Origin of the sequence: Aquimarina sp. TRL1, from assembly GCF_013365535.1 — a bacterium.
Classification (GTDB): Bacteria; Bacteroidota; Bacteroidia; order Flavobacteriales; family Flavobacteriaceae; genus Aquimarina; species Aquimarina hainanensis.
In genome coordinates, this window is sequence record NZ_CP053590.1 from 1,166,430 (window position 1) to 1,190,521 (window position 24,092).

The following is a 24,092-nucleotide window of genomic DNA, read 5'->3' on the forward strand; positions in this document are numbered from 1 at the left end:
GATTAATCTTGTAAAATGATTGTTTTTTTATTCAACACTTCATTTGTTTTTCCATTAGAATATTTCAATGAATAATGTTGTTTATTCTGATCCGATTCTATTATATCATCTATCCGTTCTTCTCTTATTTCAGACAACCTCCAGGAAATCGGCAGTTCTTTGTTAATAGCGAGCTTTAACCATTCTTTAAGACCTATTTTTTTTAGGCTTATCTTCTGGGTATCAAAATACATCTCTAATAAATCAGACAATCTCTTTGACCCTTCAGAAAAATGATGCAACACATTATAATTTTTCTTTTTTTCTAAAGAAGGATTATTAATATACGTACATAAATTGTCAGAAAGTTCATCTACATGAATGGTATAATAGTCTGATTTATCACCAAAAGCAAACGGGTATGCCCCTAATTGTATACAGCTTTCTGCAAGTTGATAAAGCCATTGATTAGAATCGTATTGATGATGGATTGTATCCCAAAGCACTAGCCCTAAACGATGGACTGTTGTAGGCAATCCTAATTCGGATGCTTTTTTTACTAATTTCTCTCCAATCCATTTACTTGAAGAGTACCCTTCCGAATTATAATGAACTTCATTATCAATTGATGTTAATTCTGTAATAACCCTATCTTTATTTAGATTATGAGAACTAAAGACATCAATTGTTGAGATGAAGTGCAATGGTTTCACAACACCTAAGGTGCAAAAATGCAGCACATTTTCAACCCCTTCAACATTAATGTTTTTTGAATCTTTATAGGTTGTCAGGTGGTTCATATAAGTTGCGTTATGAACTACCATATCTATATTTTCTAACAACTTTAAATATTCCTGGAGTTCAATACCTAACATAGGTTTAGCTAAATCTCCCTGAACGATTTCAATTCTTTGTTCATAATAAATCTGCCATATCTTATTATTTATCATTTTTTCTTTAATTCGCGTAAACCCTTTTTCTTTTGTTTCACAACGAACTAGACAAAAAATCTTTTTATTAGTAGTTTCTAATAATGATTTTAACAGATGTATCCCTACAAAACCAGTTCCTCCAGTTAATAATATATTTTCCTTCTTTTCAATCCTTAATGGAGTTGAAAAAACAGCTTCTGTATCAAGGGAAATTTGATAATCTTCTTCATTTATATCATTAAAAATTGTATTGCTATAGGCTTCTAATGTGGGAGTATTAAATATTTGCTGAATACTAACCTCTATTCCTAATCTAGAATTTACTTCATTCTTTAATTTAACCGTTAATAATGAGTGACCTCCTAATTCAAAGAAATTATCATGAACTCCTACCTTTTCTACCTCTAATAAATCTTTCCATATTTCTGCTAACTGCTGCTCCATATCACTTGATGGGGCTGCATAATCTTCTTTTAAAGAATTTGATATGTTTGGTTTTGGTAATGCCTTTTTATCAACTTTTCCATTAATTGTCACCGGAATTGAATCCAATTCTATGTAGGTTCTTGGAATCATATAATCAGGCAATTTATCTGATAATATTTTTTGAATTTTTTTGGAACTTATGTTTTCATTAGTTGTAAAATATGCTATTATTTGTTTTCCTGTCTTTTCCTTTTCATGTGTTAAAACAATAGATTGGTTAATTTGTTCTATCTGATTTAACGCATATTCTATCTCTTTTAACTCAATACGATACCCTCTGACTTTTACTTGATCATCTTTTCTCCCTATGTATTCTATTACTCCATCCGAAGACCACTTAGCCAAATCTCCCGTTCTGTATAAAAGACGATGCTCATTAAAAGGACTTTGAATAAAACTTTTTTGTGTTAGTTCTGCTTGATTCAAATACCCATTTGAAACCCCTGTACCTTCGATAAATAATTCTCCAACGGCTCCTATAGGCACTATATTGAGATCTTCTGATAAAATATATATTTGGGTATTTGCTATTGGCTTTCCAATATACATAACATCTTCATTGTTGTATTTATGTATTATGGAGGTAATAGTGGTTTCTGTTGGACCATATGCATTATAGAAGTCATGTGTTTCAGCTACCTTTTTGGCTAATTGTAACGAGCATGACTCCCCTCCTGACACAAATCTTTTTACACTTTTCAGTTTTGTGGTATCTAATAATTCTAAAAAGCTAGGTGTTGTATCTACATGAGTTAACTGATTTTCTATTATAAAAGACTCTAATTTTTGGGGATCTAAAATAGAGGAATCATTGGCAATAAATAATGATGCTCCATTCGCTAGGCTAATAAATATTTGTTCTATAGATGCATCAAAAACATAATTAGAAAATAAAAGGATTCGTTCTTTTTCATTAATTGAATAATAAGCTGATTGATGGACAATTAAATTATAAAGAGATCCATGAAGTACCTTTACTCCTTTTGGCACACCTGTAGTTCCAGAAGTATAAATAATATATGCTAGTTGATCTTCTTTTACTATTGTCTCTAATTTCTCTGAAGAAATCTCAGCTATCTCATCTGACCATTTATCCAAGAATACAGTAGGGATTGTTACTTCATTACTCGTAAATTTTAAGTGATGTATTTCTTGTGTTAAAACAATGCTTGCATCAATATCTTCTAGAATAAATTTAATTCTGGATTGTGGATATTTAGGGGCTATTGGAACATAAGCTCCTCCTGATTTTAATACCCCTATAATTGCGATTATCATTTCAACAGACCGTTCTATGCAAATAGGTACCAAAGTATTTTTTCCTACTCCGTGATTTTGAAGATACCTTGCTAATTGATTTGTTTTTTCATCAAGTTCTCTGTATGTTATTGTTTCTTCATCAAAGAAAACAGCAAGCGCTTCTGGAGTTTCTTGAACTTGATTTTCAAACAAGTTTAAAATTGTACCTGTTTTACTATTGGATAACAAGTCCCCATCATTAAAATCATATACAATTTTCTGTTGTTCTTCCTTTGTTAGAATATGTACACTATTTGTTTTTTCGTTATCACTTTCCAAATAAGTATTCAAAAACGCGTCGAAATATGTCAATAAATCTGAAATCGAACGTTCCGATTTTAATTCTCTGTTTTGAGTTATTGAAACTTCAACACTTCCTCCTGTTAAACTTACCGTTAAGTCGAGAAAAGTATTTGTCTCTGCATGACTTTGATCAGAAAAATCGTTTTCTTTGATCTTCTCTAAAGTTTCGCTCATATCTTTATCTTGAGCGTATGCATTTATTATTTGAAAATCAACATAATTAAAGATGATATCGAAAAAAGGATTAGCAGAATTCTCTCCATGAAGTTTAGAAATTTCAAGCAACGAAAATCTATCTTTACCTTTTATCGCATTCAATTTAGACTCCATTGCAGTGATAAAACTCAGCCAAGACTCTCCTAAACATTCATTCATCTGAACCCGGAATGGTACTGTATTTAAAAAACATCCTAATAACTTGTCTCCATCTTCAATCATAGGGCGTCGGTGAGCAACCAATCCAATTGTTATATCTTCTTCCGGAGATAATAGCTTTAGGATATATAGGTACCCAGAAATAAACAGTGCTTTTGGAGTAATATTATCTTGTTTACATTTCTCAAGAATTCTCTCTGAAAATTGTCTAGAATAAACTTTATTTTTATTACTATAATACGGTGTATTACCCAGTACATCTAGTCGCTGGAATCCTTTTAATTCTTCTACCCAAAATCTCTTATGGCTTTGGTTATTTTGTTCAATAAAATCTGAAATAACACTTTCTTTAGTGCCTATTAGCAGTTTTTTGGGCTTATATTCTTTATCTTTTTTAAGCGTAAAATATGTTTCGAGTAATTCTAACCTAAAACTTTTATCTGACCATCCATCGATAATTGCATGGTGACATTGAAAAACAAAAATCGAATCATCTGCTCCTATCTTAAAAATATTCATTCTCCACAGTGAAGATTGATTTGCGGTGAAAGGCTTATTTTCTCTTTCATGGATCAAGAAATCATTTATATATTTTTTTTGTTCTTTTTTATTTAATCCCTCAATATTTTCATATCCTATTTTAGAAGATGACTTTTTGTGTACAATTTGAACTGGTTTTTCATAAGTATACAAATGAAGTGATGTCCGTAAAATTTCATGCTTTTCGATTAATAAATCCAATGCTTGTTGCATTAAGTCAATATCTAATGTACCAACTTGAACAACCATTTGATCGTGATATATTCCCGGTGTACCTTTCTCATGCATCAAATTAGCAGTATATACCATCCCAAATTGAATATCTGTCATTGGATATATTCCTGAAATCACATTCGGCGAATTATGTTTATTCAATACCATTGAAGTGATCTCTTCAATTTCTTTTAACGCCAATTCCTCTAACTCCTGAACCGAATCAGAGCTTGAGTCTTTTTCAGAAATCAAATTAGCGAGCATTTCTATTGTAGGCTTTTTATAAAACTCAGAGATAGAAAATATGGTATCAAATTTTGAATTTAAGGCACTAATAAGTTGTATTACCTTTATTGAGTCTCCTCCTAAAGCAAAAAAATCATCATTAATCCCAATCGTGTTAATAGATAATGATTCCTTAAATATTTCAGCTATTGCTTTTTCAATTTTGTTTCTAGGCTCAATCTTTTCTTCTTGTGACAAATTATTAATTGTATACGATAACAGTTTTTTTCTATCGATTTTCCCGTTGCTTGTCAAAGGAAACTTTTCAAGGAAAACGTAAAAATTAGGAACCATATACCCTGGTAAGCATTCACTTAAGCAACTTTTAACTTCTTGCTCATCTATAGCTGTTTCTGTTACTATATAAGCTACAAGTTGTTTATTAGTACCATTTGTTTCTTTGGCCAAAACAAGTGCTTGTTTTATTTCGGTTATTTTTTCAAGTAAAGATTCAATCTCTCCTAATTCAATACGGTATCCTCGTATCTTCACTTGATGATCTTTTCTCCCGTGGTATTCTAATTCTCCAGAATGCGTTATTCTTGCTAAATCACCACTTCTATAAAACCTATGTTTGTTTCCTGAAACCAAATCAAGATCTATGAATTTCTCTTTAGTCAGAGCTGTTCTATTCAAATATCCTTTTGCTACCCCTGCTCCCATTACGTGTAATTCACCTGTAACTCCTTTAGGAACTGGCTGCAAATCATCATCTAACACAACTACTCCTAACGTTGGAATCGGAACGCCAATATTACTCTGGTTTTTATTTATTTCTTCATCCCCAATTTCTTTATAGGTAACATGTACAGTTGTTTCTGTAATTCCGTACATATTTACTAATTTACAAAGAGGATAGTTTTCCTTCCATCTTTTTAGGTGGATTGGATGTAAAGCTTCACCTCCAAAAATGACATATTTGATTGTAGAAATATTTTTCTTATTGAGAATATACTCCTGTAAACCATTAAAATTAGTTGGGGTTTGGTTTAAGACAGTAACTCCGCCTTCCTCAATTAACTTACTAAATAATTCAGGATCTTTAGTGTGTTGAGTCGGTACAATAATTAGTCTTCCTCCAAAAAGAAGTGCTCCATAAATTTCCCAGACCGAGAAATCAAAAGTGAAAGAATGGAATAAGGTCCAAACATCATTATGATCAAAATCAAATAATGAAGTTTCATTATAAAATAAACGAACCACATTAGTATGGGTTAACAATACCCCTTTAGGCGTTCCTGTAGTTCCAGAAGTGTATATCACATATATCAACTGATCTGGACTTATTTTAACCTCTGGAATCGATACACTTTGCCCTTGTAACATTTGTTCTCCTTGATCCAGTAAAACAGAGGTCTTTACCAGCTTGTTTTCTTTGAAGAGGTGTAATACATCAGAATGTGTGACAACCAAACTCGCATTTGTATCTTGTAAAATAAAATCAATACGCTCCTGTGGGTATGAAGGATCTATCGGAACATAAGCCCCTCCTGCCTTGATAATTCCTAAGATACCAACTACCATGGCTAATGACCTATCAATACATATAGGAACTAACGTCTCTTTTCCAATTCCTTGTTCTATTAAATAATGCGCTAGCTGATTCGACCTCTCTTCTAACTCCTTATAGCTCATTGTAGCTCCTTCAAACTCTAAAGCAATAGCCTCTGGAAATGCTTTAACCTGATCTCTAAACAAGTCTATAACTGTCTTATCACTAGGGTATGATACTTCCGTGTTATTAAAAAGAGTTAGTAATTCCTCTTTTTCTTCTTTACCTAAATAGGTTAACTCTCCTAAAGTTTTTACTCCACTTGTAATACTACTTAATAATTGATAAATGTGTTTTTCAATCATTACTACCACATCATCGGGTAGTATCGTATTATTATAAGTCAGCTTTATTGATATTCCTTCTTCTGTATCAAAAACACAGAGCGATAATGTATAATTTGTGTTTTCTTTACTTTCTATGTTTTTTATGGTTAAATCAAAAGAAGTACTATCCAAATTTTCTATCGGATAATTTTCAAAAACCATAAGGGTATCAAAACAAGGACTCGATACAACAGACTGCTTTTCTATCTCTAGCAATGATAAATAACCATGATCCTCTCTTCCTATTGTGTGACCTCGCTGTAATTCTTGTAACCAATCTACAATATTTGCCTGACTTTCTATATGACTACATACTGGAATAGTATTTATATATAATCCTACTTTGTCTGCAATTCCTTCTACATCAGAATTCCTACCTGATATTGTTGCTCCAAAAGTAACAGCTGAAATCCCTGTATACTTAGATAACAAATAACTCCATGTCCCCTGCAATACCGTGCTAGTGGTAATATGGTTCTGTTCTGCAAAACTATTTATCTGATTACTAACTTCTTTAGAAATTAACAAAGTCCTCTCTGAGTTCCCAAATGTTTTATTTCTTTCTGAAACATTCCCAGTAAAAGGAAGATAAGTAGCTTGCTCTATACCCGAAAGATATCCTCTCCAATAAGCTAGCCCTTCAGTTCTATTTTGACTATTTATATAATCTATATGAGAACGATAATTATCCGTACTCAATACTGTCAACTCTGTACCATTTACCATTTGCTGGTAAACTTCTATAAAATTGCTCATCAACTTGGCAAATGACCAACCATCCCATAATATATGGTGATTAGTAAAAACCATACGAACTGTATCGGAATCTACCTTAAATAGTGTTATTCTGAAAAGAGGTTCCTTCTCAAAATCAAAATTTGTCTGTTTGTCTTTTTCCAAAAATGATTGAATCGCTACTTCTTTCTCCCCTGCTGAATAGGACGTATAATCATACATCTGAACAGGTAGTTCCATTGACTCATATACACATTGTACGGGAATAGCTAATTCATTGGCATAAATACAACTTCTTAAAGTACTGTGTCCGTCCATTAAGACCTTCCAACTTTTCAGAAAAGAATCTTTTGAAAAATTACCTACTAGATCACAGTGAAGTTGAACCAAATAAGCCGTATCCTCAGGATTGTATAAACTATGAAATAGCATCCCTTGTTGTAAAGCCGTCAACGGATAAATATCCTCTATTTTAGAATTAAGTAACCTTTCTCTACCCAGTTTAAAGTTTACCAGATTCGTATAGGAAATTTTTGAAGGTAACCCATAATCTCCTGGTGTTTTTTCTCTGTCCGAAAGACCTTTACAATGATGTATAATTGATCGTAGAATCTTATCAAATTTATCGGACAACGTTTTTATTGTATTTTCCTCGTATCGATGACTATCATAACTCCAGTTTATCTCTAACTGCCCCTGAACTATAATACTATTGATTGCAATTTTATTAGGATTCTGATTTTTTAAACCAACTACTTCTCCTGTATTTTCGTTGGATATCGATAGTACAGAGTTCTCAGATGCATTATAATGATCAAAATCACCTAAATAGTTAAAAATAAGATCTTCATACTGCAATGACAATTCTTCTCTTATTTCTTCCTCTGACAGGTATCGCAATATTGGATAATTGATCCCTTTCTTAGGGATTTCTCTAAGGCTATCTTTTGTTCTTGAAATAAGATCTTCATAACTAACCGTGCCTGATGAAGGAACCGATAAACAAACAGGGTACAAACTAGTAAACCAACCTATTGTTCTGCTCAAATCAACATCTCTGAATAACTCTTCCCGTCCATGCCCCTCTAAACCTATAACAAACTCAGATGATGAAATCCATCCTTCCATGGTTTTTGACAAAGCACTTAATAAGATATCATTAATCTCTGTCCCATAGGCATGGTGAATCTCTTGTGTTAAAGACGTTGTATCTGCTCTAGATAATCGTGTTTGAATTGTATGCGTTTGCTCATAAGTTGTCTCTATATCACTAGAAAAGTCAACAGGTAAAGGTCTATACTTAGACAGCACTTCTTTCCAATAACTATATTCTAATTGTGTGGATGGTAAAACGGCATACTCTTGTAATTTTTCTGTCCACTGACGATAAGAAGTCCCTTTTGCCGGTAAAATAGTTGAACCCTCTATAGCCTCTTTAGATAATAAAACCTCTAAATCTTCAAGTAAAACTCGCCACGAAATACCATCTATGGCTAGGTGATGAATGGTTAAAAATAATCTATTCTTCTTTTCTGTATGTGGCGTATGAATCAGTAATGCTCGTAAAAGATCCCCTTCTTTGATATTTAATTCTGATTGATAGCTATTACACAAATCAGGTATTTCGGATAATGATGCAACACTACATGCTGATGGCTTTCCTATAAAATTACTATAACGCTGTTCTACCCCTTCTAAGGAGAAATCATACTTTAAACGTAAGGCATCATGATGATGAAATAATTGAAGAAAACATACTGCTAACCTATCAATAGATATAGACTTAGGAATTGTAAGAATAAGTGATTGGTTATAATGATTCGATGCCTTATAATCTTGTTCAAAAAAGTAATGTTGGATAGGATGCAAAGGTACCTCTCCTGATAAAAGCCCCTCTTCTGTTACCGTATCAAAAGCCAACTGTAAATTCGAACAAATACCGGATATTGTCTGATAATCAAAAATATCTTTAACCTGATAGTGTATGTCTAATGATTTACTTTTACTAACTAACTGAATCGCTTTTATAGAGTCCCCTCCTAATTCAAAGAAATTATCCTCAACTCCTATCTTTGCTATACCTAAAAGCTCTTCCCAAACTGATACTAATTCTTTTTCTTCTTCCGTGGTTGGAGCTACATAGTTATTAATCCTACTAAAAGAAGTTTCTGGTGCTGGTAATGCTTTCTTATCTATCTTCCCATTATGTGTCAAAGGAAAGTCCTCTAAGAAAACATAAACCCCGGGAACCATATAATCAGGAAGCTTTTCTGATAAATAACGCTTTAACTCCTGATGTTCAATATCGTCCGATAAAACTGTTTTGATATAAGCAACTAATCGCTTATGACCACTATTATCAGGTATAGCTACTACTATAGATTGCTGGATACTTTCTTTGGTGGCTATGATTGATTCTATCTCTCCTAATTCGATTCGGTAACCTCGAATCTTTACCTGATTATCTTTCCTTCCTATAAACTCTAAGGTGCCATCAGGTAGCCATCTGGCTAAGTCTCCCGATTTATAAACCCGTTCTCCTTTCTTAAAAGGATGGGCTACAAATCGTTCTGCCGTTAAATCCGGACGGTTTAAATATCCTCTAGCTAATTGAGTACCTCCTATATATAATTCTCCTGTGACTCCAATCGGTAATAGTGATAAGTCTTCCGATAAAACATAAACAGAAGTATTAGGAAGTGGAGAACCTATAGTGGCTATTGTCCCCTTATATAAAGGACTACTAGACATAGATGTAGCAACACTATTTTCTGTTGGACCATATTCATTTATTACTTTTATTCCTTGAGCCTGAAATTTTTCAACCAAAGAAATTATAATAGCCTCCCCAGCAGAAATAATAGTTTTAAGAGAAAATAGGTGATCTTGTAAAATTTCTTGATATGTTGGAGGAAGAGTCGCTACAGTAATTTTTTGTTCACTAATCACTTTTCCTATATCATCTTTAGAATGAACAGTATCTTTATTAACAATAATAAGTTTTGCTCCAGAGAGTAAACAGGGATATAACTCGAAACCAAAAGCATCGAATGATATTGAAGCAAATTGTAAAATACGATCTTCCGAATTTAATCCAATCTCTGTAATTTGGCTTACAGCTAAGTTCATAATCCCCTTATGCTCACATAACACCCCTTTAGGCGTTCCTGTAGTTCCAGAAGTGTATATCACATATATCAACTGATCTGGACTTATTTTAACCTCTGGAATCGATACACTTTGTTCTTGTAATATTTGTTCTCCTTGATCCAGTAAAACAGAGGTCTTTACCAGCTTGTTTTCTTTGAAGAGGTGTAATACATCAGAATGTGTGACAACCAAACTCGCATTTGTATCTTGTAAAATAAAATCAATACGCTCCTGTGGGTATGAAGGATCTATCGGAACATAAGCCCCTCCTGCCTTGATAATTCCTAAGATACCAACTACCATGGCTAATGACCTATCAATACATATAGGAACTAACGTCTCTTTTCCAATTCCTTGTTCTATTAAATAATGCGCTAGCTGATTCGACCTCTCTTCTAACTCCTTATAGCTCATTGTAGCTCCTTCAAACTCTAAAGCAATAGCCTCTGGAAATGCTTTAACCTGATCTCTAAACAAGTCTATAACTGTCTTATCACTAGGGTATGATACTTCCGTGTTATTAAAAAGAGTTAGTAATTCCTCTTTTTCTTCTTTACCTAAATAGGTTAACTCTCCTAAAGTTTTTACTCCACTTGTAATACTACTTAATAATTGATAAATGTGTTTTTCAATCATTACTACCACATCATCGGGTAGTATCGTATTATTATAAGTCAGCTTTATTGATATTCCTTCTTCTGTATCAAAAACACAGAGCGATAATGTATAATTTGTGTTTTCTTTACTTTCTATGTTTTTTATGGTTAAATCAAAAGAAGTACTATCCAAATTTTCTATCGGATAATTTTCAAAAACCATAAGGGTATCAAAACAAGGACTCGATACAACAGACTGCTTTTCTATCTCTAGCAATGATAAATAACCATGATCCTCTCTTCCTATTGTGTGACCTCGCTGTAATTCTTGTAACCAATCTACAATATTTGCCTGACTTTCTATATGACTACATACTGGAATAGTATTTATATATAATCCTACTTTGTCTGCAATTCCTTCTACATCAGAATTCCTACCTGATATTGTTGCTCCAAAAGTAACAGCTGAAATCCCTGTATACTTAGATAACAAATAACTCCATGTCCCCTGCAATACCGTGCTAGTGGTAATATGGTTCTGTTCTGCAAAACTATTTATCTGATTACTAACTTCTTTAGAAATTAACAAAGTCCTCTCTGAGTTCCCAAATGTTTTATTTCTTTCTGAAACATTCCCAGTAAAAGGAAGATAAGTAGCTTGCTCTATACCCGAAAGATATCCTCTCCAATAAGCTAGCCCTTCAGTTCTATTTTGACTATTTATATAATCTATATGAGAACGATAATTATCCGTACTCAATACTGTCAACTCTGTACCATTTACCATTTGCTGGTAAACTTCTATAAAATTGCTCATCAACTTGGCAAATGACCAACCATCCCATAATATATGGTGATTAGTAAAAACCATACGAACTGTATCGGAATCTACCTTAAATAGTGTTATTCTGAAAAGAGGTTCCTTCTCAAAATCAAAATTTGTCTGTTTGTCTTTTTCCAAAAATGATTGAATCGCTACTTCTTTCTCCCCTGCTGAATAGGACGTATAATCATACATCTGAACAGGTAGTTCCATTGACTCATATACACATTGTACGGGAATAGCTAATTCATTGGCATAAATACAACTTCTTAAAGTACTGTGTCCGTCCATTAAGACCTTCCAACTTTTCAGAAAAGAATCTTTTGAAAAATTACCTACTAGATCACAGTGAAGTTGAACCAAATAAGCCGTATCCTCAGGATTGTATAAACTATGAAATAGCATCCCTTGTTGTAAAGCCGTCAACGGATAAATATCCTCTATTTTAGAATTAAGTAACCTTTCTCTACCCAGTTTAAAGTTTACCAGATTCGTATAGGAAATTTTTGAAGGTAACCCATAATCTCCTGGTGTTTTTTCTCTGTCCGAAAGACCTTTACAATGATGTATAATTGATCGTAGAATCTTATCAAATTTATCGGACAACGTTTTTATTGTATTTTCCTCGTATCGATGACTATCATAACTCCAGTTTATCTCTAACTGCCCCTGAACTATAATACTATTGATTGCAATTTTATTAGGATTCTGATTTTTTAAACCAACTACTTCTCCTGTATTTTCGTTGGATATCGATAGTACAGAGTTCTCAGATGCATTATAATGATCAAAATCACCTAAATAGTTAAAAATAAGATCTTCATACTGCAATGACAATTCTTCTCTTATTTCTTCCTCTGACAGGTATCGCAATATTGGATAATTGATCCCTTTCTTAGGGATTTCTCTAAGGCTATCTTTTGTTCTTGAAATAAGATCTTCATAACTAACCGTGCCTGATGAAGGAACCGATAAACAAACAGGGTACAAACTAGTAAACCAACCTATTGTTCTGCTCAAATCAACATCTCTGAATAACTCTTCCCGTCCATGCCCCTCTAAACCTATAACAAACTCAGATGATGAAATCCATCCTTCCATGGTTTTTGACAAAGCACTTAATAAGATATCATTAATCTCTGTCCCATAGGCATGGTGAATCTCTTGTGTTAAAGACGTTGTATCTGCTCTAGATAATCGTGTTTGAATTGTATGCGTTTGCTCATAAGTTGTCTCTATATCACTAGAAAAGTCAACAGGTAAAGGTCTATACTTAGACAGCACTTCTTTCCAATAACTATATTCTAATTGTGTGGATGGTAAAACGGCATACTCTTGTAATTTTTCTGTCCACTGACGATAAGAAGTCCCTTTTGCCGGTAAAATAGTTGAACCCTCTATAGCCTCTTTAGATAATAAAACCTCTAAATCTTCAAGTAAAACTCGCCACGAAATACCATCTATGGCTAGGTGATGAATGGTTAAAAATAATCTATTCTTCTTTTCTGTATGTGGCGTATGAATCAGTAATGCTCGTAAAAGATCCCCTTCTTTGATATTTAATTCTGATTGATAGCTATTACACAAATCAGGTATTTCGGATAATGATGCAACACTACATGCTGATGGCTTTCCTATAAAATTACTATAACGCTGTTCTACCCCTTCTAAGGAGAAATCATACTTTAAACGTAAGGCATCATGATGATGAAATAATTGAAGAAAACATACTGCTAACCTATCAATAGATATAGACTTAGGAATTGTAAGAATAAGTGATTGGTTATAATGATTCGATGCCTTATAATCTTGTTCAAAAAAGTAATGTTGGATAGGATGCAAAGGTACCTCTCCTGATAAAAGCCCCTCTTCTGTTACCGTATCAAAAGCCAACTGTAAATTCGAACAAATACCGGATATTGTCTGATAATCAAAAATATCTTTAACCTGATAGTGTATGTCTAATGATTTACTTTTACTAACTAACTGAATCGCTTTTATAGAGTCCCCTCCTAATTCAAAGAAATTATCCTCAACTCCTATCTTTGCTATACCTAAAAGCTCTTCCCAAACTGATACTAATTCTTTTTCTTCTTCCGTGGTTGGAGCTACATAGTTATTAATCCTACTAAAAGAAGTTTCTGGTGCTGGTAATGCTTTCTTATCTATCTTCCCATTATGTGTCAAAGGAAAGTCCTCTAAGAAAACATAAACCCCGGGAACCATATAATCAGGAAGCTTTTCTGATAAATAACGCTTTAACTCCTGATGTTCAATATCGTCCGATAAAACTGTTTTGATATAAGCAACTAATCGCTTATGACCACTATTATCAGGTATAGCTACTACTATAGATTGCTGGATACTTTCTTTGGTGGCTATGATTGATTCTATCTCTCCTAATTCGATTCGGTAACCTCGAATCTTTACCTGATTATCTTTCCTTCCTATAAACTCTAAGGTGCCATCAGGTAGCCATCTGGCTAAGTCTCCCGATTTATAAACCCGTTCTCCTTTCTTAAAAGGATGGGCTACAAATCGTTCTGCCGTTAAATCCGGACGATTTAAATATCCTCTAGCTAATTGAGTACCTCCTATATATAATTCTCCTGTGACTCCAATCGGTAATAGTGATAAGTCTTCCGATAAAACATAAACAGAAGTATTAGGAAGTGGAGAACCTATAGAAATATTATCTACTTTTTCTTCAAAATTAGTTGTACTGTAATGCGTACTGTATATTGTCGCTTCTGTTGGTCCATAAACATTTTCTACAAGCGCACTTATATTTAATTTATTGTATTTTTTTACCATATTAGCAGGTAATACTTCTCCTGCTACATGAAAATACTTTAAAGAGGGTAATTTTAGTTCTTTATATGTACTAAGCTCTTCTAAAAGAATTGAAAACATGGAAGGAACAACATTTACATGTGTTATTTTATGCTTTTCTATCCTATTTAAGATTCCATGCCTTTCTTTTTCTACTCCATTTGGAAGAATTACCAAATTCCCTCCTCCTTTTATCCAACCAAATAACTCATGGACAGACACATCAAAAGTATAATTGGTTTTTAGCAGAATTTTATCTCCTTTATTAATTGGGTAAACATCTTGTATATTACACAAAAATGAGTTTAATGACTTATGCGCTATCATCACCCCTTTAGGCGTTCCTGTAGTTCCAGAAGTGTATATTATATACACCAACTGATCTGGACTTATTTTAACCTCTGGAATCGATACACTTTGTCCTTGTAATATTTGTTCTCCTTGATCCAGTAAAACAGAGGTCTTTACCAGCTTGTTTTCTTTGAAGAGGTGTAATACATCAGAATGTGTAACAACCAAACTCGCATTTGTATCTTGTAAAATAAAATCAATACGCTCCTGTGGGTATGAAGGATCTATTGGAACATAAGCCCCTCCTGCCTTAATAATTCCTAAGATACCAACTACCATGGCTAATGACCTATCAATACATATAGGAACTAATGTCTCTTTTCCAATTCCTTGTTCTATTAAATAATGCGCTAGCTGATTCGACCTCTCTTCTAACTCCCTATAGCTCATTGTAGCTCCTTCAAACTCTAAAGCAATAGCCTCTGGAAATGCTTTAACCTGATCTCTAAACAAGTCTACAACTGTCTTATCACTAGGGTATGATACTTCCGTGTTATTAAAAAGAGTTAGTAATTCCTCTTTTTCTTCTTTACCTAAATAGGTTAACTCTCCTAAAGTTTTTACTCCACTTGTAATACTACTTAATAATTGATAAATGTGTTTTTCAATCATTACTACCACATCATCGGGTAGTATCGTATTATTATAAGTCAGCTTTATTGATATTCCTTCTTCTGTATCAAAAACACAGAGCGATAATGTATAATTTGTGTTTCCTTTACTTTCTATGTTTTTTATGGTTAAATCAAAAGAAGTATTATCCAAATTTTCTATCGGATAATTTTCAAAAACCATAAGGGTATCAAAACAAGGACTCGATACAACAGACTGCTTTTCTATCTCTAGCAATGATAAATAACCATGATCCTCTCTTCCTATTGTGTGACCTCGCTGTAATTCTTGTAACCAATCTACAATATTTGCCTGACTTTCTATATGACTACATACTGGAATAGTATTTATATATAATCCTACTTTGTCTGCAATTCCTTCTACATCAGAATTCCTACCTGATATTGTTGCTCCAAAAGTAACAGCTGAAATCCCTGTATACTTAGATAACAAATAACTCCATGTCCCCTGCAATACCGTGCTAGTGGTAATATGGTTCTGTTCTGCAAAACTATTTATCTGATTACTAACTTCTTTAGAAATTAACAAAGTCCTCTCTGAGTTCCCAAATGTTTTATTTCTTTCTGAAACATTCCCAGTAAAAGGAAGATAAGTAGCTTGCTCTATACCCGAAAGATATCCTCTCCAATAAGCTAGCCCTTCAGTTCTATTTTGACTATTTATATAATCTATATGAGAACGATAATTATCCGTACTCAATACTGTCAACTCTGTACCATTTACCATTTGCTGGTAAACTTCTATAAAATTGCTCATCAACTTGGCAAATGACCAACCATCCCATAATATATGGTGATTAGTAAAAACCATACGAACTGTATCGGAATCTACCTTAAATAGTGTTATTCTGAAAAGAGGTTCCTTCTCAAAATCAAAATTTGTCTGTTTGTCTTTTTCCAAAAATGATTGAATCGCTACTTCTTTCTCCCCTGCTGAATAGGACGTATAATCATACATCTGAACAGGTAGTTCCATTGACTCATATACACATTGTACGGGAATAGCTAATTCATTGGCATAAATACAACTTCTTAAAGTACTGTGTCCGTCCATTAAGACCTTCCAACTTTTCAGAAAAGAATCTTTTGAAAAATTACCTACTAGATCACAGTGAAGTTGAACCAAATAAGCCGTATCCTCAGGATTGTATAAACTATGAAATAGCATCCCTTGTTGTAAAGCCGTCAACGGATAAATATCCTCTATTTTAGAATTAAGTAACCTTTCTCTACCCAGTTTAAAGTTTACCAGATTCGTATAGGAAATTTTTGAAGGTAACCCATAATCTCCTGGTGTTTTTTCTCTGTCCGAAAGACCTTTACAATGATGTATAATTGATCGTAGAATCTTATCAAATTTATCGGACAACGTTTTTATTGTATTTTCCTCGTATCGATGACTATCATAACTCCAGTTTATCTCTAACTGCCCCTGAACTATAATACTATTGATTGCAATTTTATTAGGATTCTGATTTTTTAAACCAACTACTTCTCCTGTATTTTCGTTGGATATCGATAGTACAGAGTTCTCAGATGCATTATAATGATCAAAATCACCTAAATAGTTAAAAATAAGATCTTCATACTGCAATGACAATTCTTCTCTTATTTCTTCCTCTGACAGGTATCGCAATATTGGATAATTGATCCCTTTCTTAGGGATTTCTCTAAGGCTATCTTTTGTTCTTGAAATAAGATCTTCATAACTAACCGTGCCTGATGAAGGAACCGATAAACAAACAGGGTACAAACTAGTAAACCAACCTATTGTTCTGCTCAAATCAACATCTCTGAATAACTCTTCCCGTCCATGCCCCTCTAAACCTATAACAAACTCAGATGATGAAATCCATCCTTCCATGGTTTTTGACAAAGCACTTAATAAGATATCATTAATCTCTGTCCCATAGGCATGGTGAATCTCTTGTGTTAAAGACGTTGTATCTGCTCTAGATAATCGTGTTTGAATTGTATGCGTTTGCTCATAAGTTGTCTCTATATCACTAGAAAAGTCAACAGGTAAAGGTCTATACTTAGACAGCACTTCTTTCCAATAACTATATTCTAATTGTGTGGATGGTAAAACGGCATACTCTTGTAATTTTTCTGTCCACTGACGATAAGAAGTCCCTTTTGCCGGTAAAATAGTTGAACCCTCTATAGCCTCTTTAGATAATAAAACCTCTAAATCTTCAAGTAAAACTCGCCACGAAATACCATCTATGGCTAGGTGATGAATGGTTAAAAATAATCTATTCTTCTTTTCTGTATGTGGCGTATGAATCAGTAATGCTCGTAAAAGATCCCCTTCTTTGATATTTAATTCTGATTGATAGCTATTACACAAATCAGGTATTTCGGATAATGATGCAACACTACATGCTGATGGCTTTCCTATAAAATTACTATAACGCTGTTCTACCCCTTCTAAGGAGAAATCATACTTTAAACGTAAGGCATCATGATGATGAAATAATTGAAGAAAACATACTGCTAACCTATCAATAGATATAGACTTAGGAATTGTAAGAATAAGTGATTGGTTATAATGATTCGATGCCTTATAATCTTGTTCAAAAAAGTAATGTTGGATAGGATGCAAAGGTACCTCTCCTGATAAAAGCCCCTCTTCTGTTACCGTATCAAAAGCCAACTGTAAATTCGAACAAATACCGGATATTGTCTGATAATCAAAAATATCTTTAACCTGATAGTGTATGTCTAATGATTTACTTTTACTAACTAACTGAATCGCTTTTATAGAGTCCCCTCCTAATTCAAAGAAATTATCCTCAACTCCTATCTTTGCTATACCTAAAAGCTCTTCCCAAACTGATACTAATTCTTTTTCTTCTTCCGTGGTTGGAGCTACATAGTTATTAATCCTACTAAAAGAAGTTTCTGGTGCTGGTAATGCTTTCTTATCTATCTTCCCATTATGTGTCAAAGGAAAGTCCTCTAAGAAAACATAAACCCCGGGAACCATATAATCAGGAAGCTTTTCTGATAAATAACGCTTTAACTCCTGATGTTCAATATCGTCCGATAAAACTGTTTTGATATAAGCAACTAATCGCTTATGACCACTATTATCAGGTATAGCTACTACTATAGATTGCTGGATACTTTCTTTGGTGGCTATGATTGATTCTATCTCTCCTAATTCGATTCGGTAACCTCGAATCTTTACCTGATTATCTTTCCTTCCTATAAACTCTAAGGTGCCATCAGGTAGCCATCTGGCTAAGTCTCCCGATTTATAAACCCGTTCTCCTTTCTTAAAAGGATGGGCTACAAATCGTTCTGCCGTTAAATCCGGACGATTTAAATATCCTCTAGCTAATTGAGTACCTCCTATATATAATTCTCCTGTGACTCCAATCGGTAATAGTGATAAGTCTTCCGATAAAACATAAACAGAAGTATTAGGAAGTGGAGAACCTATAGAAATATTATCTACTTTTTCTTCAAAATTAGTTGTACTGTAATGCGTACTGTATATTGTCGCTTCTGTTGGTCCATAAACATTTTCTACAAGCGCACTTATATTTAATTTATTGTATTTTTTTACCATATTAGCAGGTAATACTTCTCCTGCTACATGAAAATACTTTAAAGAGGGTAATTTTAGTTCTTTATATGTACTAAGCTCTTCTAAAAGAATTGAAAACATGGAAGGAACAACATTTACATGTGTTATTTTATGCTTTTCTATCCTATTTAAGATTCCATGCCTTTCTTTTTCTACTCCATTTGGAAGAATTACCAAATTCCCTCCTCCTTTTATCCAACCAAATAACTCATGGACAGACACATCAAAAGTATAATTGGTTTTTAGCAGAATTTTATCTCCTTTATTAATTGGGTAAACATCTTGTATATTACACAAAAATGAGTTTAATGACTTATGCGCTATCATCACCCCTTTAGGCGTTCCTGTAGTTCCAGAAGTGTATATTATATACACCAACTGATCTGGACTTATTTTAACCTCTGGAATCGATACACTTTGTCCTTGTAATATTTGTTCTCCTTGATCCAGTAAAACAGAGGTCTTTACCAGCTTGTTTTCTTTGAAGAGGTGTAATACATCAGAATGTGTGACAACCAAACTCGCATTTGTATCCTGTAAAATAAAATCAATACGCTCCTGTGGGTATGAAGGATCTATTGGAACATAAGCCCCTCCTGCCTTAATAATTCCTAAGATACCAACTACCATGGCTAATGACCTATCAATACATATAGGAACTAATGTCTCTTTTCCAATTCCTTGTTCTATTAAATAATGCGCTAGCTGATTCGACCTCTCTTCTAACTCCCTATAGCTCATTGTAGCTCCTTCAAACTCTAAAGCAATAGCCTCTGGAAATGCTTTAATCTGATCTCTAAACAAGTCTATAACTGTCTTATCGCTAGGGTATGATACTTCCCTGTTATTAAACTTTTCTAATAACAGCTTTTCCTGATTTTTTGGTACAATTGAAACACTAGTCAATAATTCATTTAAATTACCCTCAAACTGTCTCAAGACATGGAACAAACTATTAATTAATCCTTCAATATCTTCTTGATTAAAATATGCCTCCTGATAATCCACTTGTAATTCTAAAGGGTGATTTTTTCCATAATCACACCAGCGGATCGATATTGGCGCTTCTAAATTAGATACACTAGTCAAGTGTTTAGTAACAACAGTCACCCCAGAAGAAAGCTCTTCCAGAAAATCAAAAGGTTCGTAATTCACAACAATATCATATAATTGATGCCTATTTTGCTTCATTAAACCAAGTTCTCGATTTAAATGAGAAATAGGGTACCTACGATGCCTATAGTCTTTTCGTTGAGCTTGTTTTATTGTTGTTATTAACTCTAATAATGTTTGAGTTTCATCATATTCTCCTTTGAATGGAAGTACAGAAGAAAACATACCTACCGTTTTCCGTTCCTCTCTGCTTCCTCTGTTATGTATTGGTACCCCAAAACAAAAAACATCATTTTTAGTACTTTTACCAAAGTATATAATTAATGAAGCCAAAGTAAATTGTTGTAAACTAACTTTTGTACTCTTTACTAATTTTTCATATAGAGATCTATCAGATTCTGGAATAGAAAAAGAAATGCGATTTCCTCCATTATTTTTTCTCTTTTTTGAATGATTTAGAAGTGAATTCGGGATGTTCTCATACTTTGTCTTCCAAAAGTTCTTATCGTTTATATAGTCCTCTGATTTATGATAATTCGAACTTCTTATAACTGCATCATAGTATAAGGGTATCTGCTTATCTTCAATTTTCTCTTCCCCTATTTTTTGCCTATCATATTCCTGAACTATATAATTATTTTTAATCATAAAACTGTATCCATCAACCAATAAGTGGTGAAAGCACATAAACAACCAATGTTCATCTTCAGCAATTTCTATAAGAGTGTACCTATATAAATCATCAGTATATATATTAAATGCTGCGTTAAATTGATTTTGCATCCAATTTTTTGCTGTTTTTTCAGGATTTTTTTCTCTTGAAAAGTTTAGCTCATTTACATGAATTTTATCAACTTTTTCTTTTAATTGAAACTGAGGAATTTCTTTATCTAAATCAAATTCGAAGTTAAAAACGTCAAATTTATGAGGTAATTCTTGAATAATTTTTATTAATAATTTAGTTTCAATACCTCCCTTTAGAGAGATATAACCTCCTACATTATATAAAGAACTTTTATTATTTATTATTTGTCCGTAGTATATTTCTTGCTGCGCAAGGTGTATTTCGTTTTTCAATATTTTTGATTTTAAGAATTTCATATAATGACTGAAAATACATATCTGACCCTGATTAAATTCTATTAAAATTTTGGTAATAAAATCTTAATTTATCTAGCCTTTTGAACGGTTTCGTAAATTTTAGATTAGAGAGAATTTACTATTTAAAAAAAGACATGTAAGAACAATCACATTATGAAGGAAATAGAAGAAAATCTAATTTATTAACTATCATCTCCAATCTTACTATTGCGATCAGAGGAAACCACTTTAAATTGTTTCTGCGAGACAAACCTTGGGGGTAATTAACCTCATAAAATAAAAATCAGACAAAATTGTCTCGCTCGAGAAAAAAACACCCTGAAAGTAGCGGGAACAGGACTCGAACCTGTGACCTTCGGGTTATGAGGGCGAAAATCACACCCTTAAATACCATAATTATCAATGTTTCGTATTTTTAAAAATTGTAAAAACATGTAAAAAAAGCCCCACCTAAAGATCTAAAAGGAATCTTCTTTTAATTTTAAAAACTATGTCGTTATAGGTATACAATAATACTGCACTCTAAATGATTTTAGCACCACTAATTTGTAAAATAAAAAGATAAAACAAAGCTATCTAAAACCAAATAAGATAACATGACCATTTTGAAGTTGTTAGATTTACTGGCACAATAAGTTAAGCTCATTTTTATCTTAAATAACTTAGCAAAATGAAACGAAGAAAACTCAGTAAAGAGTTTAAAATTAAAGCAGTAGAATTGAGCAATGTTCAAGGTAACACCAAAGAGATTGCCATGGAGCTGAGCATCAGTTCAGATCTCATTTACAGGTGGCGTAGAGAGTTAGAACTTCATCCTGATTTAGTATTTAGTGATAACGGAGTTAAACAATTAACAGAAGATCAAAAAGAGTTAGAGCAATTACGTAAACAACTCAAGGATGTCACCATGGCAAGAGATATCTTAAAAAAGGCCGTGAGCATCTTCTCCAAGAGCGATCGGAAGTATTGAAATTTATCAAAGATCACAATAGAAAATATCTGATTGGGAAGATGTGTAACGTTTTTTAAAATTAGCAAGAATAGTTCTTACTGGAGTAAGAATTATATTCCATCAGATAGAGATGGAGAAAAAGGTATGTTACTTTCTGATATTCACCGTATTTGTAAGCGAAGTAAATCTACTTAGGTAGTCCTAGAATTACAGAGGAACTCAAAGCAAAAGGGTTTAAGGTATCTAGACACAGAGTAGTCGATTGATGAGAAAATATGGGATTAAAGCAGTTAGTAAAAAGAGATTTATTGTCACAACAGATTCTAAGCATCAATAAAAAGAAAAATTGACAAGTCTACTCAGTTAATATAAACCATACAATTCTTTAATTCAAAAATCTTCAAAACAGACAAATCAGACTAAACAAAAAAGCACCTATCTAAGGCGTTTTAAAAAAGTTACATTATAAAACCAGAATATATCGAGGGGGTAAAATCACTTCTTACATATTAAACGAAACAAGCTTACCTTCAAAACAAAATCAAAACAAAGCAACAAAAAAACAATAAAAAAACAATAAAAAGCTATTTAATTAACACAAAAATCAAACAAAAGCCATAAAATAGATTATTTGTAAAAAACAATAAAGAAAAAGTTAAAAAACACAAACAATAGTTAAAAAAATATGAAATAAGATCTAAAAAAGGAAGAATATCCTTTTTATAATTACATTCGATCTCATGATCACACAAAAATAAAACCTTAAAAAAACAATTTATGAAAACCAATTTTATCACTAAGGCAATTTTGGTGATAATAGTATTCTTATTATCTCAATCCTGTGAAAAGGATGATGAAGTAGACTCCATTATTTCTAATTCCTCACTTAAAACTAATAATATCAAAAAAAACAAACCTCATTATTCTTTATCAAGATGGATGGATGAGATGCCTGGACACATGAAACTTTCTGGACTGAGTATTCCTGGAACACATGATTCTGGAGCAAGATACGATTCTCCATATTATTCTGGTACAGCAAAATGCCAAGATTTAACAATCGGAGAACAATTAAAGCAAGGCACCCGATTTCTAGATATCAGATGTAGACGTATTAATAATCGTTTTACTATACATCATGGACCTGTTTATCAAAAAATTAATTTTACAGATGTACTAGACTATTGCTATGATTTTTTAAACAAAAACCCTTCAGAGACCATTATTATGTCTTTAAAAGAAGAGCACACTCCTAGTAATAGCAATATGTCATTTGAAGCTATTTTTGATTCTTATATTAATAAAAACCCTACAATGTGGTATTTAGGAAAAGATATCCCCATATTAGAGATTGCAAGAGGACGAATTGTATTAGTAAGAAGATTTCATGCGGCTAGAACACCTAAAGGTATAGACGCTAACCCTTCTCTTTGGGAAAACAACTCCTCTTTTTTCATATTTAATGGTTCCCAAATTTTACGAGTTCAGGATGAATACGAGGTATCAGATACTCACCAAAAATGGAGTGATATAATAGGCTTATTTTCTGAAGCTCTAAATGACCGCAATCGCCACGTAATGTACATTAACTTTACCAGTGGGTATTCCGGTCTTATTCCCAATATCCCCAGTGTCGCCAATGAAATTAACCAAGAACTAACAAGTTATTTCCGTCATAGTCCACGTGGCAGATATGGATCGATCTTAATGGATTTTGCAGAAGAAAGTAAAAATAGATTAATTATTGACACTAATTTTATTAACCATAAATCGTGAGATTCGAAGACATCTTTTCAACTCATAATCATTAAAAACATATCAAATCCCAAGATTGGAATACCTGGTTTTGTTGTGACGGTTTTTAAAAGCTTTTTACTTTTAATATTAACTTATAATTGTTGCAATAATCAATTTCATTAAGA

The 24,092-nt window shown here is 32.9% G+C and carries 3 protein-coding genes; 2 read left to right on the top strand and 1 reads right to left on the bottom strand.

Translation table 11 applies throughout. The features are described from left to right. Nucleotides 1-2 precede the first annotated feature (2 nt). Nucleotides 3-21,194, bottom strand: coding sequence for a non-ribosomal peptide synthase/polyketide synthase (locus HN014_RS04605; RefSeq protein WP_176027717.1), 21,192 nt, complete (start codon nucleotides 21,192-21,194; stop codon nucleotides 3-5). Between the two features lie 694 nt (nucleotides 21,195-21,888). Between HN014_RS04605 and HN014_RS04610 the strand changes: the two genes are divergently transcribed. Further along, nucleotides 21,889-22,188, top strand: a complete 300-nt coding sequence (locus HN014_RS04610) for a transposase (RefSeq protein WP_176027718.1) — start codon at nucleotides 21,889-21,891, stop codon at nucleotides 22,186-22,188. 792 nt (nucleotides 22,189-22,980) lie between these two features. Beyond that, nucleotides 22,981-23,946 carry a phosphatidylinositol-specific phospholipase C gene (locus HN014_RS04615; protein WP_176027719.1) on the top strand — a complete coding sequence of 322 codons (966 nt, stop codon included), beginning with the start codon at nucleotides 22,981-22,983 and terminating at the stop codon, nucleotides 23,944-23,946. Nucleotides 23,947-24,092: the final 146 nt, after the last annotated feature.